Source organism: Pseudomonas sp. TH41 (assembly GCF_016650695.1).
GTDB lineage: Bacteria > Pseudomonadota > Gammaproteobacteria > Pseudomonadales > Pseudomonadaceae > Aquipseudomonas.
Genome location: NZ_JAEKFH010000005.1, coordinates 982,749 through 1,009,584 on the forward strand (window position 1 = coordinate 982,749; position 26,836 = coordinate 1,009,584).

General features: G+C 59.4%; 30 protein-coding genes. 13 read left to right on the forward strand and 17 right to left on the reverse strand.

The window, feature by feature from the left end:
• The first annotated feature begins 123 nt into the window (after positions 1 to 123).
• Entirely contained in the window at positions 124 to 1,734 is a 1,611-nt protein-coding gene (locus tag JFU37_RS22925) for a methyl-accepting chemotaxis protein (RefSeq protein WP_446739606.1), read from the forward strand.
• A gap of 71 nt (positions 1,735 to 1,805) precedes the next feature.
• Positions 1,806 to 2,714, forward strand: a complete 909-nt coding sequence (locus tag JFU37_RS22930) for an EamA family transporter (protein ID WP_201119142.1) — start codon at positions 1,806 to 1,808, stop codon at positions 2,712 to 2,714.
• A gap of 180 nt (positions 2,715 to 2,894) precedes the next feature.
• On the opposite strand, the gene JFU37_RS22935 is transcribed toward JFU37_RS22930, so the two are convergent.
• From JFU37_RS22935 to cysK, 4 genes are all read right to left on the reverse strand, one after another.
• Positions 2,895 to 3,758, reverse strand: a complete 864-nt coding sequence (locus JFU37_RS22935) for a DMT family transporter (protein WP_201119144.1) — start codon at positions 3,756 to 3,758, stop codon at positions 2,895 to 2,897.
• A gap of 110 nt (positions 3,759 to 3,868) precedes the next feature.
• A complete protein-coding gene (locus tag JFU37_RS22940) occupies positions 3,869 to 4,033 on the reverse strand; it encodes a hypothetical protein (RefSeq protein WP_201119147.1) in 165 nt (54 codons plus the stop codon).
• A 306-nt stretch (positions 4,034 to 4,339) separates the two neighbouring features.
• Positions 4,340 to 5,278: an aspartyl/asparaginyl beta-hydroxylase domain-containing protein gene (locus JFU37_RS22945; RefSeq protein ID WP_201119149.1), complete on the reverse strand. Its 939-nt coding sequence runs from the start codon at positions 5,276 to 5,278 to the stop codon at positions 4,340 to 4,342.
• 230 nt (positions 5,279 to 5,508) lie between these two features.
• The gene (cysK, locus tag JFU37_RS22950; protein ID WP_201119151.1) at positions 5,509 to 6,483 is read right to left on the reverse strand and encodes a cysteine synthase A; all 975 of its coding nucleotides are present in this window, start codon (positions 6,481 to 6,483) and stop codon (positions 5,509 to 5,511) included.
• Positions 6,484 to 6,610: 127 nt separating this feature from the next.
• Between cysK and JFU37_RS22955 the strand changes: the two genes are divergently transcribed.
• Positions 6,611 to 7,687 carry a DUF748 domain-containing protein gene (locus tag JFU37_RS22955; protein WP_201119153.1) on the forward strand — a complete coding sequence of 359 codons (1,077 nt, stop codon included), beginning with the start codon at positions 6,611 to 6,613 and terminating at the stop codon, positions 7,685 to 7,687.
• On the opposite strand, the gene JFU37_RS22960 is transcribed toward JFU37_RS22955, so the two are convergent.
• Both JFU37_RS22960 and JFU37_RS22965 read right to left on the reverse strand, forming a co-directional pair.
• Entirely contained in the window at positions 7,684 to 8,187 is a 504-nt protein-coding gene (locus JFU37_RS22960) for a DUF2442 domain-containing protein (RefSeq protein WP_201119155.1), read from the reverse strand. The two genes, JFU37_RS22955 and JFU37_RS22960, sit on opposite strands and share 4 nt — an antisense overlap.
• On the reverse strand, positions 8,175 to 8,405 hold the full coding sequence (locus tag JFU37_RS22965) for a DUF4160 domain-containing protein (RefSeq protein WP_201119157.1): 231 nt from the start codon (positions 8,403 to 8,405) through the stop codon (positions 8,175 to 8,177). Before JFU37_RS22965 ends, JFU37_RS22960 begins: the two co-directional genes overlap by 13 nt.
• A gap of 201 nt (positions 8,406 to 8,606) precedes the next feature.
• On the opposite strand from JFU37_RS22965, the gene JFU37_RS22970 reads away from it, so the two are divergent.
• Positions 8,607 to 9,452 (forward strand): AAA family ATPase, encoded by an 846-nt coding sequence (locus JFU37_RS22970; protein ID WP_201119159.1) that lies wholly within the window; start codon positions 8,607 to 8,609, stop codon positions 9,450 to 9,452.
• Positions 9,453 to 9,485: 33 nt separating this feature from the next.
• The gene (locus JFU37_RS22975) at positions 9,486 to 10,664 is read left to right on the forward strand and encodes a vWA domain-containing protein (RefSeq protein WP_027925858.1); all 1,179 of its coding nucleotides are present in this window, start codon (positions 9,486 to 9,488) and stop codon (positions 10,662 to 10,664) included.
• An 87-nt stretch (positions 10,665 to 10,751) separates the two neighbouring features.
• Here JFU37_RS22975 and JFU37_RS22980 read toward each other — a convergent pair whose 3' ends face one another.
• Genes JFU37_RS22980 through JFU37_RS22995 form a run of 4 tightly spaced genes read right to left on the reverse strand, consistent with a single transcriptional unit; the run spans position 10,752 to position 14,453 of the window.
• Entirely contained in the window at positions 10,752 to 11,672 is a 921-nt protein-coding gene (locus tag JFU37_RS22980; protein WP_201119161.1) for a 5-oxoprolinase subunit C family protein, read from the reverse strand.
• Positions 11,669 to 12,373: a 5-oxoprolinase subunit B family protein gene (locus tag JFU37_RS22985; RefSeq protein WP_201119164.1), complete on the reverse strand. Its 705-nt coding sequence runs from the start codon at positions 12,371 to 12,373 to the stop codon at positions 11,669 to 11,671. The genes JFU37_RS22980 and JFU37_RS22985 overlap by 4 nt, the downstream gene beginning before the upstream one ends.
• Entirely contained in the window at positions 12,370 to 13,122 is a 753-nt protein-coding gene (locus JFU37_RS22990; protein ID WP_201119166.1) for a 5-oxoprolinase subunit PxpA, read from the reverse strand. The genes JFU37_RS22985 and JFU37_RS22990 overlap by 4 nt, the downstream gene beginning before the upstream one ends.
• 44 nt (positions 13,123 to 13,166) lie before the next feature.
• Entirely contained in the window at positions 13,167 to 14,453 is a 1,287-nt protein-coding gene (locus JFU37_RS22995) for an MFS transporter (protein ID WP_201119168.1), read from the reverse strand.
• Positions 14,454 to 14,611: 158 nt separating this feature from the next.
• On the opposite strand from JFU37_RS22995, the gene JFU37_RS23000 reads away from it, so the two are divergent.
• Positions 14,612 to 15,526: a LysR family transcriptional regulator gene (locus JFU37_RS23000; protein ID WP_201119170.1), complete on the forward strand. Its 915-nt coding sequence runs from the start codon at positions 14,612 to 14,614 to the stop codon at positions 15,524 to 15,526.
• Positions 15,527 to 15,609: 83 nt separating this feature from the next.
• On the opposite strand, the gene JFU37_RS23005 is transcribed toward JFU37_RS23000, so the two are convergent.
• The 3 genes from JFU37_RS23005 to JFU37_RS23015 are packed head-to-tail and all read right to left on the reverse strand — an operon-like array spanning position 15,610 to position 17,472.
• The gene (locus JFU37_RS23005; RefSeq protein ID WP_201119172.1) at positions 15,610 to 16,152 is read right to left on the reverse strand and encodes a DUF2937 family protein; all 543 of its coding nucleotides are present in this window, start codon (positions 16,150 to 16,152) and stop codon (positions 15,610 to 15,612) included.
• Between the two features lie 13 nt (positions 16,153 to 16,165).
• Complete coding sequence (locus JFU37_RS23010) at positions 16,166 to 16,942, reverse strand: class II glutamine amidotransferase (protein ID WP_201119174.1); 777 nt, start codon at positions 16,940 to 16,942, stop codon at positions 16,166 to 16,168.
• 32 nt (positions 16,943 to 16,974) lie between these two features.
• The gene (locus tag JFU37_RS23015; RefSeq protein ID WP_201119176.1) at positions 16,975 to 17,472 is read right to left on the reverse strand and encodes an MFS transporter; all 498 of its coding nucleotides are present in this window, start codon (positions 17,470 to 17,472) and stop codon (positions 16,975 to 16,977) included.
• Between the two features lie 190 nt (positions 17,473 to 17,662).
• Here JFU37_RS23015 and JFU37_RS23020 point away from each other — a divergent pair, with 190 nt between their 5' ends.
• Together JFU37_RS23020 and JFU37_RS23025 are read left to right on the forward strand one after the other, a co-directional pair.
• On the forward strand, positions 17,663 to 19,717 hold the full coding sequence (locus JFU37_RS23020; protein ID WP_201119178.1) for a S9 family peptidase: 2,055 nt from the start codon (positions 17,663 to 17,665) through the stop codon (positions 19,715 to 19,717).
• Between the two features lie 212 nt (positions 19,718 to 19,929).
• A complete protein-coding gene (locus JFU37_RS23025; protein ID WP_201119180.1) occupies positions 19,930 to 20,403 on the forward strand; it encodes a cyclic nucleotide-binding domain-containing protein in 474 nt (157 codons plus the stop codon).
• On the opposite strand, the gene JFU37_RS23030 is transcribed toward JFU37_RS23025, so the two are convergent.
• Positions 20,400 to 20,690, reverse strand: coding sequence for a hypothetical protein (locus JFU37_RS23030; protein WP_201119182.1), 291 nt, complete (start codon positions 20,688 to 20,690; stop codon positions 20,400 to 20,402). The two genes, JFU37_RS23025 and JFU37_RS23030, sit on opposite strands and share 4 nt — an antisense overlap.
• Before the next feature lie 93 nt (positions 20,691 to 20,783).
• Here JFU37_RS23030 and JFU37_RS23035 point away from each other — a divergent pair, with 93 nt between their 5' ends.
• The 4 genes from JFU37_RS23035 to JFU37_RS23050 all read left to right on the forward strand — a co-directional run bounded on the left by JFU37_RS23035 (position 20,784) and on the right by JFU37_RS23050 (position 23,038).
• On the forward strand, positions 20,784 to 21,470 hold the full coding sequence (locus JFU37_RS23035; RefSeq protein ID WP_027925870.1) for a spermidine synthase: 687 nt from the start codon (positions 20,784 to 20,786) through the stop codon (positions 21,468 to 21,470).
• Between the two features lie 48 nt (positions 21,471 to 21,518).
• Entirely contained in the window at positions 21,519 to 21,890 is a 372-nt protein-coding gene (locus JFU37_RS23040) for a YajD family HNH nuclease (protein WP_150815460.1), read from the forward strand.
• Positions 21,891 to 22,100: 210 nt separating this feature from the next.
• A complete protein-coding gene (locus JFU37_RS23045; protein WP_201119185.1) occupies positions 22,101 to 22,571 on the forward strand; it encodes a TrmH family RNA methyltransferase in 471 nt (156 codons plus the stop codon).
• An 80-nt stretch (positions 22,572 to 22,651) separates the two neighbouring features.
• Positions 22,652 to 23,038, forward strand: a complete 387-nt coding sequence (locus JFU37_RS23050; RefSeq protein WP_201119187.1) for a YgaP family membrane protein — start codon at positions 22,652 to 22,654, stop codon at positions 23,036 to 23,038.
• An 86-nt stretch (positions 23,039 to 23,124) separates the two neighbouring features.
• Here JFU37_RS23050 and JFU37_RS23055 read toward each other — a convergent pair whose 3' ends face one another.
• Positions 23,125 to 24,354 carry a hypothetical protein gene (locus tag JFU37_RS23055; RefSeq protein WP_201119189.1) on the reverse strand — a complete coding sequence of 410 codons (1,230 nt, stop codon included), beginning with the start codon at positions 24,352 to 24,354 and terminating at the stop codon, positions 23,125 to 23,127.
• A gap of 26 nt (positions 24,355 to 24,380) precedes the next feature.
• Positions 24,381 to 24,830: a YcgN family cysteine cluster protein gene (locus tag JFU37_RS23060; RefSeq protein ID WP_201119191.1), complete on the reverse strand. Its 450-nt coding sequence runs from the start codon at positions 24,828 to 24,830 to the stop codon at positions 24,381 to 24,383.
• Between the two features lie 279 nt (positions 24,831 to 25,109).
• Between JFU37_RS23060 and JFU37_RS23065 the strand changes: the two genes are divergently transcribed.
• A complete protein-coding gene (locus tag JFU37_RS23065; RefSeq protein WP_201119193.1) occupies positions 25,110 to 25,703 on the forward strand; it encodes a nitroreductase family protein in 594 nt (197 codons plus the stop codon).
• 134 nt (positions 25,704 to 25,837) lie between these two features.
• On the opposite strand, the gene JFU37_RS23070 is transcribed toward JFU37_RS23065, so the two are convergent.
• Positions 25,838 to 26,770, reverse strand: coding sequence for a D-2-hydroxyacid dehydrogenase (locus tag JFU37_RS23070; protein ID WP_201119195.1), 933 nt, complete (start codon positions 26,768 to 26,770; stop codon positions 25,838 to 25,840).
• Positions 26,771 to 26,836 lie beyond the last annotated feature (66 nt).

Genomic DNA, 26,836 nt, shown 5'->3' on the forward strand with positions numbered 1-26,836 from the left:
GCCTTACCAAAGTAGTGGCGCTTTGATATACAAACCCCCTCACCCACCTGACAACAAGATCCCCGGTACACGAGGACTACCACCCCAAACATCCAAGGAGCAGATTCGATGTCTATAAGGAACATGCGCATAGGTTTGCGCGCCAGTCTGAGTTTTTCCGTTTTAGCCGGCTTGCTGGTCGTGGTCGGCCTGTTTGGCCTGGGCCAGATGGCGACGCTTCGCGAGAGTGCACGGGTTATTGAGGAGGCCTGGATGCCGAGCATCGAAAGCATCCACGACAGTGCGGCCAACATTGCGACCATCCGCCTGGAATCCCTGCGGCTGATTGCCTACAGCCAGGCCGCCACCCGCGAAAAGAGCAAAGGCATCATCAGCGCCCAACGCCAGGAATTGCTCAAACGCCTCAACGATCACAGGACGCGGCTGAACACCGACCAGGAACGGGCCATGCTCGACGGCCTGAGTGCGGCCGCGGCCAAGTACATGGCCATCCTCGACCAGATCCTCGCCCATATTGATGCCGGCCAAGGGGAGCAGGCCTCCGCCCGCCTCATCAATGAACTGGCCCCGCAGGGCAGCGTCCTCGATAAAACGCTGGAAGGCATGATCAGTTTCAATCAGCAAGGTGCCGATGCCGCCGCCCAAGCCGCCGCGCAGAGGTACCAGCGTGCTCAATGGATCGTCAGTGCAATCATCGTCGTCGCACTGATCGCCACACTGTTGCTGGCCTGGTTACTGACTCGCAGCATCACCACGCCGATCAATCAGGCCCTGAACGTCGCGCGCCGGATCGCCTCGGGCGACCTGAGCGGCCAGATTGTCAGCCATGGCAAGGACGAGGCAGCGCAATTGCTCGACGCGCTGGCCGACATGCAGGGCAATCTGCGCACAACCATTCGCGGCATCAGCGACTCGGCCCGGCAACTGGCGTCCGCTGCCGAAGAAATGAGCTCGGTGATGGAAGAAAGCACCCGTGGTCTGCAACAGCAAAACGATCAGATAGAGCAAGCCGCGACCGCCGTCACCGAGATGAGTACGGCCGTGGACGAAGTCGCCGCCAATGCCGTGTCCAGCGCCGATGCCTCCCAGGCGTCGAACGAGGACAGCAAGCACGGGCATGTTCAGGTCAGCGAAACCATCACGTCGATTCAGGGGCTGGTCAACGAAGTGCTCGGCGCCTCGAAACAGGCCGAGGGCCTGGCGGTTCAGGCGCAGGACATCAGCAAGGTGCTGGAAGTGATTCGCGGCATTGCCGGCCAGACCAACCTGCTGGCACTCAATGCCGCCATCGAAGCCGCACGGGCCGGTGAAGCCGGACGCGGGTTTGCCGTGGTGGCCGATGAAGTGCGTTCCCTGGCGCAGCGCACCCAGAATTCCACCGAAGAAATCGAGCTGATGATCAACAACATCCAACAAGGCACCGGGGCGACAGTCAGCGCGCTGCAGAGCAGCGCCGAACAGGCGAACCTGACCTTGCGTCGGGCCAACAGCGCCGGTCAGGCTTTGGAGAAAATCACCGCGTCAATTTCGCAGATCAACGAACGCAATCTGGTGATCGCCAGTGCCGCCGAACAGCAAGCGCTGGTGGCCCGGGAAGTCGATCAGAACCTGGTGAACATCCGCGATCTCTCGACCCAGACCGCTGCCGGTGCCACCCAGACCTCCGCCGCGAGTCAGGAACTGTCGCGGCTGGCCGTCGACCTCAACGGCCTGGTAACGCGCTTCGTAATTTGATGCCCGTTTTTCGGTTGCCATAGGCAGGGCTCTCGGCAACACTCTCGCCCCCATCAAGGTAGGAGTACGCCGTGAGCCCCGTCGATATTTTTCGTTTGCTGTCGCTGGCGGCCATCTGGGGCGCGAGCTTCTTGTTCATGCGCATCATTGCCCCCGTGATTGGCACCGTTCCGACGGCGTTTTTCCGTGTGTCGATTGCCGCCGCCGGGCTGTTGGTGATCCTCGGGTTGATGCGCATCAATTGGGACTTCAAAGGCAAACTCAAGACAGTGATGCTGCTCGGGGTGATCAACTCCGGGATTCCGGCGACTCTTTATTCGGTCGCCGCCCAGGTGCTGCCGGCCGGTTACTCGGCCATTTTCAATGCCACCACGCCATTGATGGGCGTTTTGATTGGCGGCCTGTTCTTCAGTGAAAAACTCACCACCGCCAAGCTCGGCGGCGTCTTCCTCGGGCTGTTCGGCGTTGGCATCCTGACTCGTGCCGGCCCGGTGGCGTTCGACATGCAACTGCTAATGGGCGCCCTCGCCTGCCTGCTCGCCACGACCTGCTACGGTTTCGCAGGATTCCTCGCCCGCCGTTGGCTCGATCAGGCCGGCGGTCTGGACAGTCGTCTATCGGCACTGGGTAGCATGCTCGGGGCGACGCTGTTTCTGTTGCCGCTGTTCGGTTATAGCGTGATCAGCCAGCCACCGGCGAGCTGGGGCGGCTGGAGTGTGTGGCTGTCGTTGATGGGGTTGGGTCTGGGCTGCACGGCGTTTGCGTACATCATTTACTTCCGTTTGCTCACCTCGATCGGGCCGGTGAAGTCGATGACCGTGACGTTCATGATTCCGCCATTCGGGGTGTTGTGGGGGGCGTTGTTGCTGGATGAGCCGCTGTCGATGGCGCACATTTATGGCGGGGTATTGATTGCGGCGGCGTTGTGGTTGGTGTTGAAGCCGGCGTTGGTGAAACCGATAGAAGTCGCCACGCGGTAGTGCTGCGGTGTTGCTAATTACGCCTTCGCGAGCAAGCTCGCTCCCACACTGGATCGGCGCCACGACGAAGATCCAATGTGGGAGCGAGCTTGCTCGCGAAGGCGTTGGCTCAGACATCGACAATCACAAAGCTAAATCACTCACCTCCCCATCTACCAATCGCCGAATCCCCCAGCGGATTTACGTGTTTTTACGGAACACAAACACCAGGCCGACGATGATCAGCAGCATGCCGAGCATGCTCAATGTCGCCAGCTTATTGCCGTAAAACAGGTAGTCCATTATCGCCGTCACTGCCGGCACCAGGTAAAACAGACTGGTGACATTCACCAGATTGCCCCGGGCGATCAAACGGTACAGCAACAAGGTCGCCAGTACCGATACCACCAATCCCATCCACAACACTGGCACGATGAAACCGCTGCTGTGTTCGAAATGAAACGGCTGAAACGGCACGAAAATCCCGCAGAGCAACAGTCCCGCCAGATACTGCACCGGCAGCGTGCCGAGCGGATTGTCGGTGATGCGCTTCTGCATGATCGAACCGAACGTCATGCTCGCCAGCGCCAGCAAACCGAAGAGCATGCCGGCCAGCGACATGCCGGCCAAGCCGATACCCTGATAGACCACCATGATCAACCCGGCCAGTCCCAGTGTCAGGCCGAACATTCTGCTGGTTGATCGCTGACGCTCCATGATCACCACCGTGAGAATGGGCTGCACACCCATGATCGTGGCCATCACGCCCGGCGTGACTTTCAGGTCCAGGGCCAGCAGATAGAAAATCTGATAAGCCCCCAGCAACACCACGCCCGTGGCCATCGCATACAGCATCGGCTTGCCGCCCTTGGGCAGTTTCAGCTTGAGCAACGGTACCAGCAGCACCAGACCGCACAGCGCAATGGCAAAACGAAACAGCAGAAAGGCAAAGGGCGACGCGTGGGCCAGCCCCCATTTGGAGAAGATCGCCCCGCTGCTCCACAGCAGAACGAACAGGCTCGTGGACGCCGCCGCGAGCGCGGACTTTTTCGAAAGGACAAACATGAATACCACCTGTAGTCAGGCAAAAAGCCAACTCAGCCGAAGCTGAAATCCAGTAGTTTTTTCCGGCGGGCGCTTTTCAGAAGGGCATGGGAGCAGCAAAGAGCAGCTGATCAGCCCGAAACGCCAACACCCGGCGGTGATACAACTGCGCACACCGGCGTGCTACGGACAGGTGGAGGGTAATGACTGATCTGCGCAGGCTGCTGACTCCCGCACGGCACGACGCCAGCGTTGACCGCTGAATCGACTACCGCGTTGATGAGGGAAGCAGGCATGGGCTGATCTTTTTTGATGAGGTGGACGGAGGGTTGGAAATTACCGAGCGCCGACTATAACCAGCGGCTGACATCGATTGCAATGACTTGGACAAAGGAGCCGTAAAGGCAGCTCGGTCAATTTCCTACGCGATATGTAGCAGCTGGCGAAGCCCGCGTTCGGCTGCGTAGCAGTCGTGAAATCAGGCGGCTCGGTGTTTCAGGAAGTCCTTGCGCTCAGGTTTCACGACTGCTACGCAGCCGAACGCAGGCTTCGCCAGCTGCTACAGGTCGTGGTACGGGCAGTTTTTCATTCCGTGATCGGAATCAGCCGAACAGCCAATACCCCAACAACGTCAGCACCACCACCGCCAACACCGGCCGCATCACGCGGTAGGCCTTTGGATTGCGACGCTTCCACTTTTTGACCACACCGCTGAACTTGTCGCTGGAGTTCTTGCTCCACGCATAGGCTCGATTGATACCGCCCACGCGCTCGTCATCGAGGTTTTGCGGCGCAGTCGCGCGACCCAGCCAACCGCTGATGCAGTGGTTGATGCGGGTCATGACGCGGTTGCTCAGCGGTCGTTCAATGTCGCAGAACAGGATCACGCGAGTCTTCTCGGTTTCGTTCTTGACCCAGTGCACGTAGGTCTCATCGAACATCACGTCTTCGCCATCGCGCCAGGCGTAGACCTGACCGTCGACAAAGATTCGGCAGTCATCGGAATTCGGTGTCGACAGCCCCAGGTGATAGCGCAGGGAACCGGCAAACGGGTCGCGGTGCGGATTGAGGTGACTGCCACCGGGCAGCAGCGCGAACATGGCGCCTTTGACGTTTGGAATACTGCTGACCAATGCCACTGTTTTCGGGCACAGGGCTTCGGCGGATGGCAGGGGTTTGTCGTACCACTTGAGGTAGAAGCGCTTCCAGCCCTTCTTGAAGAACGAGCCAAAACCGGCGTCGTTGTTCTTTTCGGCGGCGCGGATGTAGCCCTCGTCGAACAGGTGCATCGCTTCATCGCGAATGACTTCCCAGTTGTCCTTGAGCACATCCAGTTCAGGGAACTTGCTGCGATCCAGATACGGTTTGGACGGCACGGCGGAGAACAGGTACATCAAGGCGTTGTAGGGCGCGAACAGCGCCGAGTGGTTGACGAACTGACGCAGGACGGGCAGGCGCGCCTTACCGCGCAAATGCACATAGAGCGTGCTGCCGAGAAACAGCAGCAACACCAATGTCTTTGCGGCAAAGGAAAAGGTCATCAACAACTCCTTGGGAATAGGCAACTTTGCGCAACGTCATTTACCCGACGTGACAGCCGGGCATGATAAACATTACCGGCAACGGGAAACACCCGCATAACCCAACATTCAGTGTTAAGGATTGCGCAACAAAAGTACTTATTAACATAAAGCGCCTGAACGGGGGCTGATCTGAATCAGCCCCACCACAAGATCAAACAAGATCAAAAGATCGCAGCCTGCGGCAGCTCCTACGCCTGATTCTCCTGCTCGGTAAACAAATCGCTGAACAACATGCTCGACAGGTAGCGTTCACCGGAGTCCGGCAGGATCACTACGATGGTCTTGCCTTGCATTTCCGGGGTTTCCGCCAGGCGAACCGCTACTGCCATGGCGGCACCGCAGGAGATCCCGCACAAAATCCCTTCCTCTTGCATCAAGCGCAGCGCCATGATCTTGGATTCGTCGTCGGTCACCAGCTCGACCCGATCGACGAGCGACAGATCAAGGTTCTTCGGCACAAAACCGGCACCGATGCCCTGGATCTTGTGCGGGCTCGGTTTGATTTCCTCTCCGGCCAGCGCTTGGGTAATGACCGGGGACGATACCGGCTCTACCGCCACCGAGATAATCGGTTTGCCCTGGGTATTCTTGATATACCGCGAAACCCCAGTAATGGTTCCACCTGTTCCGACGCCAGCCACCAGGACATCGACCGCACCGTCGGTGTCGTTCCAAATTTCCGGGCCGGTGGTTTTTTCGTGGATGGCGGGGTTGGCAGGGTTATCGAACTGCGACGGCATAAAGTACTTGGCCGGGTCACTGGCAACGATTTCGCCGGCTTTTTCGATCGCGCCCTTCATGCCTTTGGCGGGCTCGGTCAGCACCAGTTCGGCGCCGAGTGCTTTGAGCACCTTGCGTCGTTCGATGCTCATGGAGGCCGGCATGGTCAGCACCAATTTATAACCACGGGCAGCGGCAACAAACGCCAGGCCGATGCCAGTGTTACCCGAGGTCGGTTCGACGATGGTCATGCCAGGCTTCAGTTTGCCAGTGCCTTCGGCATCCCAGATCATATTCGCACCGATTCGGCATTTGACCGAGTAACCCGGGTTGCGCCCTTCGATCTTGGCCAGGATTGTCACGCCACGCGGGGCGATGCGGTTGATCTGCACCAGTGGCGTATTGCCGATGGAATGGGCGTTGTCAGCGAAAATACGGCTCATGGCTGGGTCCTTGTACAGCGTTGAATTAGCTCTCAAAGGTAAGCTTCTTGCCTGTAGTCGTCCAGTTCGGGCGAACGTCCAGGCACCGCAGCAGTCAATGGTTTTACATCGCCAGAGATTTGCCATCATGAAACGTCGATACAGCTGGCCCCTGTGGACCCTCGCCGGCGTCGTTGTGCTGCTGATTGCCCTGCACATCGCCTTGCCCTACATGGTGCGCAATTACCTGAACGACAAATTGGCGGACATGGGCGCCTACCGTGGCCAGATCACCGACGTCGACCTGGCCTTGTGGCGCGGTGCTTACAAAATCAATGGACTGAAGATCGTAAAAGTCGTCGGCAAGGTCCCGGTGCCCTTCGTCAATGCGCCGTTGATTGACCTCTCCGTCAGCTGGCATTCACTCTGGTACGACCACGCGGTGGTGGCCCAGGTACAGTTCTTCAATCCTGAGGTTAATTTCGTCGATGGCGGCGCCAACAAGCAAAACTCGCAAACGGGTCAGGGCACCGACTGGCGAGCTCAACTGGGCAAGTTGCTACCAATCACGTTAAACGAAGTGCGCATCTACGACGGCAAGATCAGCTTCCGGAACTTCAATTCCAAGCCCCCCGTTAATATGAACGCCACCCAAGTCAACGCCAGCATTTTTAATCTGACCAACGTGGTCGATACCGAAGGCAAGCGAGATGCCCGCTTCGAAGGCAAGGCGCTGCTGCTGGGGCAGGCGCCATTGGAAACCACCGCCACGTTCGACCCGCTGAGCAACTTCGAAGACTTCGAATTTCGCCTGCGGGTCAAGGGCATCGAACTCAAACGCATGAACGACTTCGCCTCGGCCTACGGCAAGTTCGACTTCAACGCTGGCCACGGAGATGTGGTGATCGAAGCCCAAGCCAAAAAAGGCCAATTGAGCGGTTACATCAAACCGCTACTGAAGGACGTCGACGTGTTCAATTGGCAACAGGACGTTGAAAACAAAGACAAAGGGATTTTCCGATCGATTTGGGAGGCCATCGTCGGGGGCTCCGAAACGGTGCTGAAAAACCAGGGCAAGAATCAGTTCGCAACGCGCGTTGAACTCAGTGGCAGTGTCCATCGACAAGATATCAGCGCGTTCCAGGCGTTTTTGCAGATTTTACGTAATGGTTTCATTCAGGCGTTCAATGCCCGGTATGAGCAGCCGAAGCCGGATGCGGGCTAAGGTTTTCGGGTGACGGTGTAGCGACCGCTTTCTTCTGCTGCCCGCGCCGGATTCGATTGTTGCTGCAAGAAGTCCCAGCCCAGACAGGCCAGCGCCAAGGATCGAGGCACCGCTTCACGACCGCTGCTGTAGCGAGTGATGGTGCGGGCACTGACCCCCAGTGCTTCGGCCGCCTGATTCAGGGGCAAACCCGTACGGGCACGCCAGTGAATGAAGATCCGCGTGTTGTCGTCGGAAGCGTTTTGCGCGAGCGCGTCCAGATACAGCGTGTCGGCGCCGATCTGGATGTCCTGCTCAGGCCATTCGGCGCTCCAGCCCTCATCGCCCAGGGTCGCACTTTCGAATGCGCCAGCCTCCAGCAATGGCTGTAATCCCGGATAAGCGTGCAGGTCACGGCTCAAATCGAGGGTCAACTGCTGGCCGTCGATAAACGTCAGCGCCAGGCGGTAATCCGTCAACACCTGTATGGCCGCCAACCGTGGTCGTTTCATGGGTAACATCGTTTCCAATCCTCCAGTAGTTGCACTTGATGGGCCCTGACCCACGCCAGCGCTTCCTTGATTATCAGCGGCGGCGCCTTGCCAACCATCACCTCGACGGTTTGCAGGCTGAGTATCACGTCGAGCCCGCCACCGGTCAGGTGCACATGGGGTGGCGGGTGATCCTTCTCTCGCAACTGAATGCGGTACGTATCGCGAAATCGATATTTAGTAGACATGCACCGCAAGCTATCGCCAAAATGGCGATAGCACAATACTGGCCAGCCGCCGAGACTGAGTCAAGATGTGACGCTCCATTCAGAGACTGAATAAGACGTCTGCGTTCACAGTCGACCGGGCACCGCGTTATAGTCGGGTACTACAATTATTGCGCCCCGCCCTGCCCCGTCAGGTCGGCGTTACCGTTCGAGGATTAGCAAATGAAGTTCGAAGGCACCCAGGCCTATGTCGCCACTGATGACCTGAAGCTCGCGATCAATGCCGCCATCACCCTGGAGCGGCCGCTGCTGGTCAAGGGTGAACCGGGCACCGGCAAGACCATGCTCGCCGAGCAGTTGGCCGAGTCCTTCGGCGCCAAGCTGATCACCTGGCACATCAAGTCCACCACCAAGGCGCATCAGGGCCTGTACGAGTACGACGCGGTCAGCCGCCTGCGGGACTCGCAGCTGGGCACCGAGAAGGTCCACGACGTTCGCAACTACCTGAAAAAGGGCAAGCTCTGGGAAGCCTTCGAATCCGAAGAGCGGGTGATCCTGCTGATCGACGAAATCGACAAGGCCGACATCGAGTTCCCTAACGACCTGCTGCAAGAACTCGACAAGATGGAGTTCTACGTTTACGAGATCGACGAGACCATCAAGGCCAAGAAACGCCCGATCATCATCATTACCTCCAACAACGAGAAAGAGCTGCCGGACGCCTTCCTGCGCCGCTGCTTCTTTCACTACATCGCTTTCCCCGACCGCGTCACGATGCAGCGGATCGTCGACGTGCATTACCCGAACATCAAGAAAGACCTGGTCAGCGAAGCGCTGGACGTGTTCTTCGACGTACGCAAGGTGCCGGGCTTGAAGAAAAAGCCATCGACCTCTGAACTGGTGGACTGGCTGAAGCTGCTGATGGCCGACAACATCGGCGAAGCGGTACTGCGCGAACGCGATCCGACCAAGGCCATACCACCGCTGGCCGGCGCGCTGGTGAAGAACGAACAGGACGTGCAATTGCTTGAACGCCTGGCGTTCATGAGCCGTCGCGGCACTCGCTGATCCCTCTGTTTAACAAGATAGAGGGCAATCGCCATGCTGCTTAACCTGTTCAATGAAATGCGTGCTGCCAAAGTGCCGGTCTCGGTGCGCGAACTGCTGGACCTGATCAACGCACTGAAACAGCGCGTGACCTTCGCCGACATGGACGAGTTTTATTACTTGTCACGGGCGATTCTGGTGAAGGACGAAAAGCATTTCGACAAGTTCGACCGAGCCTTCGGTGCCTACTTCAATGGCCTGGAAAAACTCGACGATCACCTTCAGGCATTGATTCCCGAAGACTGGCTGCGCAAGGAATTCGAGCGTTCCCTGACCGACGAAGAGCGGGCAGCGATCCAGTCCCTCGGCGGTCTGGACAAGCTGATCGAGGAGTTCAAGAAACGCCTCGAAGAACAGAAAGAACGCCATGCCGGCGGCAACAAATGGATCGGCACCGGCGGCACCAGCCCGTTCGGTTCCGGTGGTTTCAACCCGGAAGGCATTCGGGTCGGTGATGCCGGCAAGCGCCAGGGCAAAGCGGTCAAGGTCTGGGATCAGCGGGAGTACAAGAACCTCGACGATTCGGTGGAGCTGGGCACGCGCAACATTAAGGTTGCCCTGCGGCGGTTACGCAAATTTGCGCGTCAGGGCGCGGCGGAAGAACTCGACATCGATGGCACCATCGACCACACCGCCAAAGATGCCGGGCTGCTGAACATCCAGATGCGTCCGGAACGGCGTAACACCGTCAAGCTGTTGCTGTTGTTCGACATCGGCGGCTCGATGGACGCCCATGTGAAGATCTGCGAAGAGCTGTTTTCGGCCTGCAAGACCGAGTTCAAGCATTTGGAGTACTTCTACTTCCACAACTTCATTTATGAATCGGTGTGGAAGAACAACATGCGCCGCACCTCCGAGCGCACGTCGACCCAGGATTTGCTGCACAAGTACGGCGCCGACTACAAAGTGATCTTCATCGGCGACGCCGCCATGGCGCCTTACGAAATCACCCAGGCCGGCGGCAGCGTCGAGCACTGGAACGAAGAAGCGGGTTACGTGTGGATGCAGCGCTTCAAGGAGAAGTACAAGAAGCTCATCTGGATTAATCCGTATCCAAAAGATACGTGGGGCTATACGTCTTCGACCAATATCGTGCGCGATTTGATTGATGACCAGATGTACCCGCTGACGTTGCGGGGGCTTGAAGAAGGGATGCGGTTTCTTTCCAAGTAATCGTGTCATGACACAAAAGATCGCAGCCTTCGGCAGCTCCTACAGAGATCGGTGTAGGAGCTGCCGGAGGCTGCGATCTTTTGATCTTCACCTGAATTGCTGTAGATATTCGACTTGCTCCCGATGCGCCACTTCCTGCACCACCGGCCGCAACCGCACCTTCGCCCCCGGCAAACACTGCGCCAGCCGCGCCAGCGCCAACGGCGTCAACGCCCCCAATCGCGGATACCCGCCAATGGTCTGCCGATCATTGAGCAGCACGATCGGCTGCCCGTCCGGCGGCACCTGGACTGCGCCCAGCGGGATGCCTTCAGAAATCATCGGTTTGCCCTCGTACTGCAACGCCGTTCCCAGCAGGCGTATGCCCATGCGATCGGCACGGCTATCAAGGGTCCAGACGCTGTTGAAAGCGTCGAACGTACTTTGCCCGCTGAAATTGCCGATCTGTGCACCGAGCACCAACTCCAACGGCGAATTGACGTTGAAGTCCGGCCGATGTTCTACCGGTAACTCCCGCAGCAGTAACAACCCACTGCCGGCGTAACTCAACGGCGCGCCTTTGGCCAGCGCCCGGCCCATGCCATCCAGGCCACCGAGTGCCTCGCGGACCACCGTCGCACTGCTGCCCAACACCTTCGGCGCATCAAACCCGCCTGGCGCCGCGAGATAGGCGCGTGCCCCAAGCAGCGGTTGAGTGAACTGCAATCGCTGACCTTTGTTCAGCCTGAAACTGCGCCACGGCGCCAACGCCTCGCCATCCACCTGTGCACCCAGATCCGCCCCGGCCAACGCCAGCACGCAGTCTTCTTCGGCCACCACGGTGAATCCGCCGAGGGCGATTTCGACCACCGGTGCATCCAGTCCATTGCCCAGCAACCAATTGGCCCAGGACATTGATCGCCAATCCAGTCCGCCGCCCTGAGTAACGCCCAGGTGTCGCACGCCGAATCGGCCCGCGTCCTGCAACAGGCACAGTGGCGTACTTGCTTCAATCGATAGCCGGCTCATGCCTGTGCCTCCAACGGCGTGTCGTCACCGCCCAGGTTGATGAACTCGGCATGGCCGATCGCCTCGAAACGCACCGTGTCGCCCGGTTGCATCAGGCTGTAGCCGTCGCGTTCGCGGTCGAACAATTTGGCCGGGGTACGGCCGATCAAGTTCCAACCCCCGGGAGAAACCACCGGATAGGCAGCGGTCTGCCGTTCGGCGATACCGACACTGCCGGCGGCGACCTTTTTGCGCGGGGTACTCAGACGCGGCGCGGCGAGCACTTCCTCCACCAGCCCCATGAAAGCGAAGCCCGGTGCAAAGCCCAGCGCAAACACCTGATACTCGTGCTCACTGTGGCGGCGGATCACCTCTGCCACCGCCAACCCGCTGCGGTTGGACAACAGGTTCAATTCCGGACCGACGCTCAGGTCATACCAGACCGGCAGCACATGACATTTGCCGCCGGTGCGAGCATTGGGCGACAGATCGATCAAGGCTTGGGCGATCAGTTCCCGGGCCTGAGACGGATTCAGCGCCGTCAGGTCGTAATGCACCATCACCGTGGTATAGGACGGCACGAGATCGATCAAACACTTCCCGAACGCCGAACGCAGACTTTCAGTGGCCGCGAGCATCCACGGCATGTTGGCTTCGGCGATCTCATCGAACAGGCGCACCATCAGGCAATCCAGCGCCACCACCTCCACGCGAAGTTTCATGACGCGCTCTGCTGATCTAAGGCGGCACGAATACGCCGCACGGCGGCTACCGAACTGGCGTTGTCGCCGTGTACGCAAAGGGTGTTGGCCTGCAAGTGCAAGGCGCTGCCATCGCTGGCAGTAAGGGCACCGCCACGGGCAATGATCAGTGCCTGCTCGATGATTTTCTCGGGGTCGTGATGCACCGCCCCCGGCAATTGCCGCGACACCAGCCTGCCGGCGCTGTCGTAAGCGCGATCGGCGAAGGCCTCGAACCACAGGGTCACGCCGTATTCATCGCCCATTTGCTGGGCGGCGCTATTGTCGCGAGTGGCCATCAGCATCAGCGGCAACTGCCGGTCGTAGGACGCAACAGCCTGAAGCACCGCGCGCAATTGCGCCGGGTTGGCCATCATGTCGTTGTACATCGCACCATGGGGTTTGACGTAACTCAGGCTCCCGCCCTGGGCCCGGCAGATGCCGTCGAGGGCGCCGATCTGATAATGCAGAATGTCTTGAAGTTCCTGGGCCGTGTAGGCCATGGAACGACGGCCGAACCCCACCAGATCCTGATAGGCCGGATGAGCACCGATTTGCACACCGTGGCCCAGGGCCAGGCTGACAGTCTTGCGCATGATGCTCGGGTCGCCCGCGTGGAAGCCGCAGGCGATGTTGGCACAATCAATGAAAGGCATGACCTCGGCGTCCAGACCCATGGTCCAGTTGCCGAAACTCTCGCCGATGTCGCAGTTCAATAGCAGGCGGCTCACGGTGAACACTCCTGTAGGTTTTATTCTTTTCAGATGTAGGCAGATTACTGCGCATCCAGTTGCTTGCCACGGGTTTCCGGCAAACTCAGTGCCGCAAGTATCACCACCCCGTAGGACACCGCCGCGAACGCCCCGATGCCTACACTCAGTGGCACCGTTTGGCTAAGCAATCCAATCAACAGCGGGAACAACGCCGCCAGCGCCCGGCCAATGTTGTAGCAGAAGCCCTGCCCCGAACCGCGAATCCGCGTCGGAAACAGTTCAGTCAGAAACGCACCCATGCCGCTGAAAATCCCTGAGGCGAAGAAACCCAGCGGAAAACCCAACCAAAGCATCACACCGTTACTGACGGGCAACTGGGTATAGAGCAGAACAATGGTGAACGAGCCGACCGCGAACAGAATGAAGTTCTTTTTGCGACCGAGGATGTCAGTCAAATACGCGCTGATGACATAACCGACGTAGGAACCGACGATCACCATCGCCAGATATCCGCCCGTACCGAGTACGCTTAAACCGCGCTCGTTCTTCAGAAAAGTCGGCAGCCAGGAGGTAATCGCGTAGTAACCGCCCAGTGCGCCGGTGGTCAGCACTGAAGCGCGAATCGTCGTGAAGAGGATGCCAGGCGCGAAGATCTCGTAGAACTTCGCCGGATTGCTCGGCTCTTGTCTGGCTTTGGCTTCGCGATAAATCTCCGGATCCTTGACCAGCCGGCGAACGAAGATCACGAAAATCGCAGGCACGATGCCTAGGATAAACAGGGCGCGCCAGGCGTCTTCCGGCGGCAATACCGAGAACAGCAGCGCATACAGAATCGCCGTCAGCCCCCACCCCAATGCCCAACCCGATTGCACCATGCCCACCGCTTTACCACGGTCCTTGGCGCGAATCACTTCCCCCATCAGCACTGCGCCGGCGGTCCATTCACCACCGAACCCGAAGCCCATCAAGGTGCGGCTGATCAGCAGTTGTTCGTAGTTCTGGGCGAAGCCGCAGAGAAAGGTAAAGCAGGCGAACCACAGCACTGTCAGTTGCAAGGTGCGTACGCGACCGATGCGGTCGGACAAAATCCCCGCCACCCAACCGCCGATGGCCGAGGCGATCAGGGTACTGGTGTGAATCAACCCGGCCTGTCCGGTGGTGATGCCCCACATCGCAATCAGGGTCGGCACCACGAAACTGAGCATCTGGGTGTCCATGCCATCCAGACCATAGCCGATCTTGCAGCTCCAGAAGGTGCGGCGCTCTTGCTGATTGATGTTGCGGTACCAGTCGAAAGGTCCCGGTCGAACCGTCGCCTTGGGGATGTCGAGCGTGTCGGGCGCACTCATGGCAAATCTCCGCGCTAATTTTATTGGTATTGTTCTGAGCCCCGACGACGCCTATCGTGGGAACCGGATGCGCCGATTTTTGGGCGCCAGGCCCTGCCAAGTCCAACTAATAAAACCCCGCCTTAGACATAAGAAAACTTTATCCACGAGCTGACCCCATGAACCTGAAGTTTCTCGAGACCTTCGTCTGGGTCGCCCGACTCAAAAGTTTCCGCCTGACGGCTGACAAGCTCTTCACCACCCAAGCATCGATTTCCAGCCGCATCGCTGTGCTCGAAGGCGAGCTCGGGGTGAAATTGTTTTTGCGTGATTCCCGCGGTGTGAGCCTGACACCCGAAGGTTTGAAAGTGCTCGATTATGCCGAGCAGATGATGGACACCATGCAAGCCCTCAAACAGTCGATCGAGACGCGTTCGAGCAAGGTCGGACGCGTGCGGATCGGCGTCATGGACACGGTCATCCACACCTGGCTCAGCCCGTTAGTAGCGCAGATGACGGATCATTATCCGCTGGTGGAAATCGAGCTGGTGGCCGATACCTCGCTCAACCTCTGCGATCAGCTGCAAAAAGGCTTCCTCGACCTGATCCTGCAAACCGACTTGCTGCGCCAGGAAAGCGTGCGCAGCCTGGAGCTGGCCAGCCATCCCATGGGCTGGATTGCGGCCAGTAATTCGATCTACAACCGCGAGTATTCGGGCATCACCGACCTGGCCCGGGAACGGATCATTACTTACTCGAAAAACTCCCATCCGCATCAGGACATCTTGAGTCTGATGCAGGCCAACGGCGTCATGACGCCACGGCTGAACTGCGTGAATTCGGTGTCGGCGATTACCCGGTTGCTGCGTGACGGATTTGGTATCGGCGCACTGCCGCCCGTGCTGGTGACCGAGGAGCTGGCGCGGGGGGAATTGACGTTGCTGGCCATTGAGCAACGACCACCGAACTTGCAAGTCGTGGTGTCATGGCGGACTGGCGTGGAGTGGGTCGAGGAGATTGTTGCGTTGTGTCAGCAGGTGTTGGAGGGGTATGCGCGCAAGGTGGGTGACGATTACATCGTTCTCAGTCGTTGAAAATCAAAAGATCGCAGCCTGCGGCAGCTCCTACAGGGGAACGCATTCCAATGTAGGAGCTGCCGCAGGCTGCGATCTTTTTCTTACAACCCCCGAACATCCCGGTCTTCAATCGGCCGGCTCTGGCGCAGGCGTTTGCCGCCCAGCACCACCCAGTCGATCAACCGGAACAGGCATTCGATCCCGAACGACAACAGCAGCGCGCCGCTCATGCCCCAGATCATCGCTTCGGGTGTCAGCAGAATCTGGTAGCTGTAGCCATTCCAGGTTTCCTTGCGGATGTCCGGATCAGCCGCCAACGCTACTTGCAGCAGGCGGATGTACCACGGGCCCTGCATGGCCTGGAACTGTTTATCGAGTGCCAACTGACGGGACAGCAAGGTGCTCAGGCTGTCGGCATCGCTGCGGAAAATCGGGTCTTCGCTGGCGCGGTAATGGGCCACCAACGCCTGCATGTCACCCTTGAAGAATTGATTGGCGGTGCCCTGAAAACCGCTCAAAGCGGTCTGCGCCTCAATCAAATGCGCTTCAACCCGCTTGGTGTAATCGCTGATGAACCCCGGCACCTGGACCCCAATCAACAGGCCCGCCGCAAACAAAACCAGCCGTAGATAACTGAGCAACATGGGGGAGAGATCCTTATTCGGTCTTGCCCTGGCTGACGCATTCGCCGCGTCGCCAGAGGCTCCATTGACCCGGCTCGTAGCGGGTCCAGGTTTCGTTTTCGGTCAGCGGTTCGGTGGCGATCACCGTGACCACGTCGTTGGGTGTGGTTTCGGCCTGGAAATCGACGATCACATCGACATCCTTCAAACGTGCCGGGCCGAAGGGCGCACGACGGGTAATCTGCGCCAATTTGGTCGAGCAGTAACAGAACAGCCAGTCACCATCACTGAGCAAACAATTGAACACGCCCTTACTGCGGTACTCGGCGCAGGCGGCCACCAGGTCCGGCAGCAGTGCTTCGACCTCGACCGGTTCCGGGAACGCCGCCCGCACGCGGTTGAGCAAATCGCAGAACGCCGCTTCGCTGTCGGTATCGCCGACGGGGCGATAGAAACTGGCGCTCGGTTGAAAGTCCGCGAGTTGGCCGTTGTGGGCGAAACACCAGTTGCGCCCCCACAGTTCGCGCACGAAAGGATGGGTGTTGGACAGGCAGACCTTGCCGACGTTGGCCTGGCGAATGTGCCCGATCACCACTTCACTCTTGATGGGATAGCGCTGCACAAGGTTCGCCACTTCGGACTCGCTACTTGCCGCCGGATCCTGGAACAGCCGCAGGCCACGGCCTTCGTAGAACGCGATGCCCCAACCGTCACGGTGCGGCCCGGTACGGCCGCCACGCTGCATCAGCCCGGTGAAGCTGAACACGATATCGGTCGGCACATTGGCGCTCATGCCCAATAACTCACACATGCTCGGACTCTCGCTTCAAGGCAGGGGCAAGGTTACAAACGCGGTTCGACCCGTAACCGCTGGGGGTTGCTCGGGACGGGCGGACGACCATAACGATCATCGCCGGCACCGCCGAAAGGCTGGTCATCTTCCGGCTCATCAGCCTTTAGCGCCGCTTTCGCGGCAGCAGCCCGCTCCTTGCGAGCCTTGGACGCGCGTTCGATGGGGAAGCGGATCGCCACGAACACCAGGTAAATACCGAAGGCGATCATGCCGTACATGAACAGATCGGAAATTGCCCGCCAGGCGTTGTTGCCAACCTTGAAGGCGAGGTCCAGGGCGGTAATGGCGATGGCCGGGGCGACCTTTTCCTTCACCGGGTCGATGATGGTCGGGCTGAACAGCAACACGGCCATCAGCAGCCGCAGTGGCTCACGCAGCCAGCGCCACATCCAGCGGGTCATGCGCATCCACACCAACAAGCAGCCTAAAGCGGCAAAGGCGTAGAGGCCCCAAGCGATCAGATAGTCGTTCTCGGTCATGGTGTCCATGGCAAGGCAGGCAAAGAGGCGCTTATAGTAACGACTTTTCGCACATCAGGCTTGCCCATGTAGGAGCGGGCTTGCTCGCGAAGGCGGTGTGTCAGTCGACATAGAGGTTGAATGTACTGGCCTCTTCGCGAGCAAGCCCGCTCCCACAGGTTGCGAAACTCCTATTCAGTACATTGCTCGAGAGCCCTCCATGCCCCGATCCGCCAACGTTTCCGACGCTCCGATTGCCCGCAAGGCCGACGGCGATGACCCGTACGCCTGGCTGCAGGAGCGTGACACCGATGCGGTGCTCGACTACCTGAAGGCTGAAAACAGCTATCAAGAGGCACAGACCGCTGATCAGGCCAAGCTGCGTGAAACCCTGTTCGAAGAGATCAAGGGCCGGATTCTCGAGACGGATTTGTCCTTGCCCTCCCCTTGGGGCCCGTACCTGTATTACACGCGTACCACGGCGGGTGACGAATACGCCCGCCACTACCGCTGCCCACGCCCAGCCGATGACAGCCTGCAGCTCGACGAAAGTCAGGAAGAACTGCTGCTGGACCCGAATGCACTGGCCAATGGCGGCTTCTTCTCCCTCGGCGCGTTCAGCATCAGCCCCGATCATCAGCGCCTGGCCTACAGCCTCGACACCACCGGCGATGAGATTTACACGCTATTTGTGAAGGAATTATCCAGCGGCCGCGTCAGCGAACTGGAGTTTCAGGACTGCGATGGCAGCATGACCTGGGCCAATGACAGCCTGACGCTATTCTTCGGCGAGCTGGACGATACCCATCGCTCGCACAAACTGTTCCGCTATCGATTGGACGGCACCGCGGCCGAAGAAGTCTTCCATGAGCCGGACGGTCGATTCTTCATGCATTGCTACCGCTCGAGCTCCGAGCAGCAATTGCTGCTGTCCCTGGGCAGCAAGACCACCAGCGAAGTCTGGGTCCTTGACGCATACCAGCCGCAGCAGGCCTTTACCTGCCTGGCGCCACGCGTTGAAGACCATGAATACGACGTCGATCACGGCGCACTTGACGGCCATTGGGCCTGGTTTATCCGTACCAACCGCGACGGCATCAACTTTGCCCTGTACCACGCCGTCGACACGGGCGTCGCGCCAACCGAAGCCGACTGGCAGAACCTGATCCCGCACAGTGACATCGTGATGATCGACGGCATGACCCTGAATGCCGGAGCCATGACCTTGAGCCTGCGCGAAGGTGGCTTGCCCATCATTGAGGTACACCCGCACGACCTGCCGAGCTACCGCGTGCAACTTCCGGATGCGGCTTACAGCCTGCATGTACAGAACAGTCTGGAATTTGTCAGCGATAGAATCCGTCTGCGCTACGAGGCATTGAACCGTCCGGCTCAAATCCGCCAGCTTGAGCTGGGGAGCGGCGAACAAAAAGTGCTGAAGGAGACCCCGGTGCTTGGCCCGTTCGACGCTGATGCCTACGTCAGTCAGCGCCTGTGGGCTACAGCGCCTGACGGTACGAAAGTGCCGATCAGTCTCGTCGTCAAACGCGAAGCCCTGGGTAAGCCAACGCCGCTTTACCTCTACGGCTACGGCGCCTACGGAGAAAGCCTCGACCCGTGGTTCTCCCACGCTCGCCTCAGCCTGCTGGATCGTGGCGTGGCGTTTGCCATCGCGCACGTGCGCGGTGGCGGTGAACTGGGCGAAGCCTGGTATCGCGCCGGCAAGCAGGAACACAAACACAACACGTTCAGCGATTTCATCGCCTGTGCCGAACACCTGATTGCCAATGGCTTTACCACGCCATCGCAATTGGCGATCAGTGGGGGTAGCGCCGGTGGTCTGCTGATCGGCGCGGTGCTCAACATGCGGCCGGAGCTGTTCGGGGCCGCCATTGCCGAAGTGCCGTTCGTCGACGTGCTGAATACCATGCTCGACCCGGACCTGCCGTTGACCGTCACCGAATACGACGAATGGGGCAACCCTGAAGAGCCGGACGTTTATGATCGGATCAAGGCCTACGCCCCGTACGAGAACGTCACCGCACAAGCGTATCCGGCCACCTTGGTAATTGCCGGCTACAACGACAGTCGCGTGCAGTACTGGGAAGCGGCCAAGTGGGTGGCGAAATTGCGCGCGACCAAAACCGATACCCACCCCCTGCTGCTCAAGACCGAATTGGGCGCCGGGCATGGCGGGATGAGCGGTCGATACCAGGGATTGCGTGACGTAGCACTCGAATACGCATTTGTTTTCAAGGTTTGGGGGATCGCCTGAGGAACTTGGCCCGATAGCTCGGTCTTAACACCAGACACCGGGCCCGATGCACCACCTACCCCTTGTGGGAGCGGGCTTGCTCGCGAAGACGGCGTGTCAGATGACATAAAAGTTGCCTGACACACCGCTTTCGCGAGCAAGCCCGCTCCCACAAGGGTTGCCGGTGAATCCAAGCCAGAACAGCAACAGACACAAAAAAAGACCGTGCCGACATGTCAGAACCGACCCTACTGAACAATGAAATTCGCGACTGGCTGATGGATTGCGGCCTGTTCGATCAACTGCTGCCCGTGGACTTCGCCGCCGCTTCAGGCTACTTCAGCATCAGCACCGTCGCCCAGGGCGAAGAGATATTCCACGAGGGCGATGCCGGCAGCTTCATGTGCATCATCCACTCTGGCCAGGTGGCAGTGCAGAAAACCAACGGCGAGGGACAATTGGTGACCATGGCCACCTTGCGCAGCGGTCGCTCGTTCGGCGAAATGGCGGTGCTCGACGGCGAGCGACGCTCGGCCAGTTGCGTGGCCGCCAGCCACTGCCAGTTGCTCAATCTGGGCAAGGACTCGCTGGAAAAGATGATCAACGACGCGCCGAAAATCGCCGCGAAGATCATCCGCGCCCTCGCCGTCTCCCTGTCCAAACGCTTGCGGATGGCCGACGGACAGCTGCTTTCACAGCAGGTCTAACCACCCGGCGCTTTGGCTCTCGTCGGGTTTTGCTCTAGCCCCGGCAGGGGTTGGTCCTTGGTCGGCGGGCTAGGCATTTCAATGGGCACCAAGGGCGGTCCTCCACTGCCGGGGCCGACTTTAGGCAAGGGGGCGGGGCTGATTTGCGGATACGGCGTCGGGGTCGCGGTGCCCGGTGAACCGGGCGTCGATGCCGGACTGGTCGGAGTGTTTTGCTGCTCCTGGGCCTGCGCTGCAGTTATCGAGAGCGCGGCCAAGGCAATGGCCGTTAGAATGGTGCGCTTCATCAATGGCTCCGTTGGCCTTGTTGTCTGCTTGCAGGCTACTCCCAACTGCGTTCGTTTGCCCTCCCCCCTGCCAATTCTTCTCAAGAGAGCCCCATGAAACGTTTCGTTCTGCTCGACACCGCCCCAATTCCTGAAAACGGCGGTGCCTTGTGCCTGTTCGAATACGGTGAGGATTTCGTCATCAAGATCCAGGGCGGCGACGGCGGGCAGTTGATGAACACCCGCATGCATGGTTCCGAAGATGCACTGGCCGAGATTCCGTGCCGCAAGGTGGCGGGTCGGCCGAACTCACGGGTATTGATCGGCGGTCTGGGCATGGGTTTTACCCTGGCCTCGGCCCTCAAGCATTTGGGCAAGACCGCTGAAGTCGTGGTCGCCGAATTGGTGCCCGGCGTGGTTGAGTGGAACCGTGGACCGCTGGGAGAGAAAGCCGGGAATCCGCTGCTCGACCCGCGCACGGTGATCCGCATGGAAGATGTGGCTAAAGTGCTGCAAGCCGAACCACAAGGGTTCGACGCGATCATGCTCGACGTCGACAATGGCCCTGAAGGCCTGACTCAGAGGGCCAACAGCTGGCTGTACTCCGCTGGCGGCCTGAGCGCCTGTGCCAAGGCCCTGCGGCCCAAAGGCGTGCTGGCCGTATGGTCGGCCAGCGCCGACAAGCAGTTTTCCGACAAGCTGAAGAAGGCTGGCTTCAAGGCCGAGGAAGTGCAAGTCTTTGCCCACGGCAACAAGGGCACCCGGCACACCATCTGGATTGCGGAGAAGCTCAAGGGCTGAGCTAAACTCCACCTATACCGTCATTAGTCATTTAACAAAGGTGAACCCATGAGTTCGTCCACCCCCACCAACACGTCGAAGCTGGACCGCATCCTCGCCGACAACCAGCGCGACAAGGAAATGGGTTACCGCGACAAAGCCCTGAAAATGTACCCGCACGTGTGCGGGCGCTGTGCTCGTGAGTTTTCCGGCAAGCGCCTCAGCGAACTGACCGTGCACCACCGCGACCACAACCACGACAACAATCCACAGGACGGTTCGAACTGGGAATTGTTGTGCCTGTATTGCCATGACAACGAACACTCCCGTTATACCGATCAGCAGTATTTCGATGAAGGTTCGCTCAGCAGCCCGAAAATCGCCAAGGCGACGCACAATCCGTTTGCGGCGTTGGCGGGGTTGATGAAGAAAGACGACTGAAGATCTTCAGCGCCAAGACCGGCCTCTTCGCGAGCAGGCTCGCTCCCACAGGGGACCTTCGGTGAACACAACATTTGTGAACACCCAGGATCCAGTGTGGGAGCGAGCCTGCTCGCGAAAGCAATCACCGGAACACCACCAATCTACAATCTGACCGCCCTCCCCCAATCCCCGTATAATCGCCGTTTTTTCCCCGAAGGCACCCCGCTCGTGGCAGACAAACGGTACAGCTGCATTGGTTTGTATAACCCCAAATCACCGGAGAACGTCGGTTCGGTAATGCGCGCCGCCGGCTGCTATAGCGTGGCATCCGTGTTCTACACCGGTAAGCGCTATGAACGCGCCGCCGACTTCGTCACCGACACCAAGCGCGTCCACTACGACATCCCGCTGATCGGCATCGACGACCTGAAAAAAATCCTGCCGCTGGGGTGCGTACCCGTCGCCGTCGAACTAGTCGAAGGCGCCCGCTCGCTTCCGGAATACACCCACCCGGACCGCGCCCTCTATATCTTTGGCCCGGAAGACGGCTCACTGGATAAAGAGATCCGCGACTGGTGCGAAGACGTCGTCTACATTCCGACCACCGGCTGCATGAACCTGGCGGCTACCGTCAACGTCGTGCTCTACGACCGCATGGCCAAGGGGCTCAACACCCGTTCCGGGCCGAAATTCCGCTGATTGATCGTACATCCAATGGAACAAGCTACCCGCCTCGGCAGTCAGCTTAACTATCTATTCTTGAAGCCTGGAGACAGATCATGAGCGAACTCAAACGCGTAGAGCGCATCGAATCCACCCCGTTCCAGACTCACCCCGACCAGAATGTTCAGGGTTGGGAGCGCATTGGCTCCCTGGCGGGTGGCGTGGTCATGATCGGCAAGGGCCTGCGTCGCGGCGGCGTGTTCGGCTTGATTCAAGTGGCGATTGGCGGCGTGGCGCTGGCGCGCGGTATTACCGGGCACAGTTCGGCCAAGAGCCTGCTGGAGAAAAGCCGTCAGGACATGAACAACGTTCGGGCGAAGATTCAGCGTGCCGGGGAAGAGTTGAGCCAGTTGAAAGCGAATGCAGAGATGGCGACAAAAACCGCCACGGTGACCGGGAATGATTCGTTGAAGTCACCGAACACTGGGGATAAGCCCGTTTAAGATCAAAAGATCGCAGCCTTCGGCAGCTCCTACACGGTTTTGTGTGCGCCTGTAGGAGCTGCCGAAGGCTGCGATCTTTTGATTTTCTATTGCAATAACTCGGTATCGAGGACCCTGGACGACTCGCCAATGACGCTCTCACTGAGCTGAATAAATGCCTTGGTATCGACACTCTCCAAATGCATCGCCCCGCGCAACACATCATCCAGCGACCGCTTGTTCCGCGTCTTCAACCGAATCTCGCGATCCAGTTCTTGTAACAACAGCACGGCTTTCGACAGCTGCGCCGGGCTGATCTGCTCGCCGCGCAAGGTCGTGACTTGTTGGCTGTGCTTGGCCAACGTGTGCTGCAAACTCGCATACCGCTCGTCACTCATGCCACCCGCACGGCGCACCAGTTCGATGGCGTAATACTCGGCAAACCCTTCGCTGATCCAGTCACTGTGCTGTTTGTCGTTGATCCGCCCGAATACCTGGGCCAACTCCCGCAATAACGCACTGGTGCCACTTTCGCTGACCAGTGGCAGACGCGTGTTGAGATAGATCGACTCGTGCGCCGCCAGGCTGCCGCGCCACATCGGGTCGTTGGCGCCGACAATCAGCAATTTAGTGGGATGACGCGGGAACACCGCTTGCACTTGCGGCCAGACAAACGTCAGCAGCGTCAGCACGTCCATACGGCGCATGCCTTGTCCTTGAGGCGAGGCAACCGTGACTTCGGTTTCGCCCAGCCGTGTGCGACGGGTGCCGAGGTGGCCGGCGAGCATCCAGCCGGTGGGCCTGTCGAACAACCGGGACACGTTGTCGATGCGGAACTTGTTCTTGCCGATTCGCGGCCAGGCGGTTTCAACGCTTTTCCAACCGCTGGGCAATTCGAACTCAAGGCGTGAAACCAGCTCGATACCGTCCTGTTGATCGAGCTTGGCAGCGGGCACCAGGTCGTCGCCGCGCATCAGCGCCCAGGTCGGAGTCATGCGGGTGTCAAAGCTGCCACTCTTGCGGCCGTGGCTGATGCGTACGCGGTAGGTCAGGCTGGCTTTGTCTGCCGATGGGCGCCAGACACCACGGACCTGCTGGCCCGGTGCAAGTTGCCATTGGCCGTCGGCCTTGAAATCACTGTAGTGGCTGCCATCGCCGAGGTCGAAATCCAGACTGCGCACCGCCGAGCCCTGGGCGAGGGTCAGACGCACTTCAGCCTGATCGCTTTGCGGCAACAGGCGCACGTGATAATCAAGATCGACTTTCTTGGCCGCCCACACCGGCAAACTCAGGCCCAACAGCCCAACCACCAACGCCAGCCGCAATCCCACAGCCATACACACTCCTAGTGTGGCGACGGGAATTAACCCGCCCGGAAAATCAAATGATCTTCCCAATCGTCCTCAGCCACGCTGCCTTCGGCCAGCATGCGCCCGGACTGGGAAATACGTTCATGGTGCACCGCATCGCGATCACCACACACCAGATGATGCCAAAGCGGCAGGTCCTTGCCCTCACTGACCAGGCGATAACCGCAGGTGGGCGGCAGCCATTTGAACTCGTCAGCCTTGCCCGGTGTGAGCTGGATGCAGTCCGGCACAAAGTCCCGACGGTTGGGGTAGTCGGTGCACTGGCAGGTTTTCAGGTCCAGCAGTTTGCAGGCGATGCGCGTGTAATAGACGGAATTGTCGTCTTCATCTTCGAGCTTTTGCAGGCAGCACAGGCCACAACCGTCGCAAAGCGACTCCCATTCCACTTGATCAAGTTGATCGAGGGTTTTGCGTATCCAGAACGGTTCGACTTTGGCGGCCATGGCTCAAGCATCAACATCAGGTGGTGAAAAGGCCGCCAGTCTAGTGCGCGGAGCCCCGTGGGCCAAGCGCTGGCGACTGCCGGTAGAACGGCACTTGTCAGTTCTCGCGTCGCCAAGTAGCTTTGCCAGTCGCAAGGAGCCAGGCTTGCGTGCCATTAACGCTCAACCGCGTTGCATTCAGGTGACTGTCACGGCTCTCGAAAAACCTCATCGCTCAGCTCAACTGCGCCCGCAGGTTTCAGGCGACCTTCCCTTTCAAACGTAGCAAGGAATCTCTTGATGAGTGCCAATTCACGCGTTGCCGACTATGCCATCCACCCTCAGTTCACCGATCGCTGGTCGCCCCGCGCCTTCACCGGCGAAGCCATTCCCGTCGAAACCCTGCTGAGCTTCTTCGAAGCCGCTCGCTGGGCGCCATCGGCCTACAACTCGCAGCCTTGGCGGTTTCTCTATGCGCGTCGCGACACGCCGAACTGGGAGCGTTACCTGGGCCTGCTGAACGAATTCAACCGCAGTTGGGCGCAACACGCCTCGGCGCTGGTGATCGTGATCTCGAAAACCACCTTCGCCGTGCCTGGCGCCACCGAAGAAACCCCGGCCCTGTGGCACACCTTCGACACCGGCTCGGCCTGGGGACATTTGGCGCTGCAAGCGAGCATCAGCGGCTGGCATACCCATGGCATGGCCGGTTTCGATCAGGAACTGACGCGCAAAGAGCTGAATATTCCTGCGGGCTATGCCCTGCATGCGGCGGTGGCAGTGGGCAAACTGGGCGACAAAGCGACGCTGGCGGATTACCTGCAAGCGCGTGAAGAGCCAAGCCCGCGTCGTCCACTGAGCGAATTGGCGGCTGAAGGCGATTTCACCCTCTAAGCAACAACGCAGAACCAATGTAGGAGCGAGCTTGCTCGCGATGGTGTGTCAGACACATTGATGTCGACTGACACACCATCGCGAGCAACAACGCTCCTACAATTGGTTTTGCACAATGTTCAAGTAAGGTGGATTCAATACCCGCGATCGAAATCCACTTCCCCGCGCAACGCTTCACCCGCTTGATACGCCCGCAGGTTCTCGACAAACAGATTCACCATCATCGATGGCGAGGTCGGCGCCGAGCTGTGGCCCGTCAACAGCAAGCCCCAGGCCGTCCAGAACGGATGGCGTTGCGGCAGCGGCTCCTGACGGCAGACGTCGATCACCGCGCCCGCCAGATGCCCTTCTTTCAAGGCCTCCACCAGGTCCGCATCGACCACCGCCACGCCGCGCCCGACGTTGATGAACAACCCGGTCGGCTTGAACTGCTTGAACAGGGCCGCGTCGTACAAGTCGTGAGTATTCGGGGTGTTGGGCAGCAGATTGACCACATAATCCACTTCACCGACCAGGCGCGGCAAATCCGCCAGTGCGGCGACTTCGACAAACGGCGCCTGCTCGCGGGCTTCGCTGGCGATGCCGTACAACTCGACGCCAAACGGGACGAGAAATTGTGCCACGGTCTGACCGATGTCACCGGTGCCGACGATCAACACCTTGCGTCCCGCCAGACTCTGGCCATGGCGACTGTCCCACTTGCGCTCAACCTGGCTGACCAGTCGCGCCAGCACTTCGCGCTCGTGGCCGAGCATGTATGTCAGCACGTATTCGGCCATGACCTGGCCGAAAATCCCCACCGCCCGTGTCAGGCGATAGTGCCGTGGCAAGCCGTCGGCCAGCAGCGGCGTGATGCCCGCCCAGGTCGATTGCAGCCATTGTGGCTCGTGGCCCTGACGCAGCAGGGTCGCCAGCAGGTCCGGCTGACCGAGCCAGATCGGGCAATCGGCGGCCTGGCTGGCCAGTTCGGCGGAGTCGCCGCTGGTCAGCACTTCCAGATCAGGTGCTGCCTGACGCAGCAGTTGGGCGTACACAGGGTGGTCGTGTTCAGCAATCAGAACGCGCATGGTTCAAACCTTTCAAAAGCAGGGCAGACGCCCGCCGACGGAGTATCACTCCGTCGCCCTGGCCAT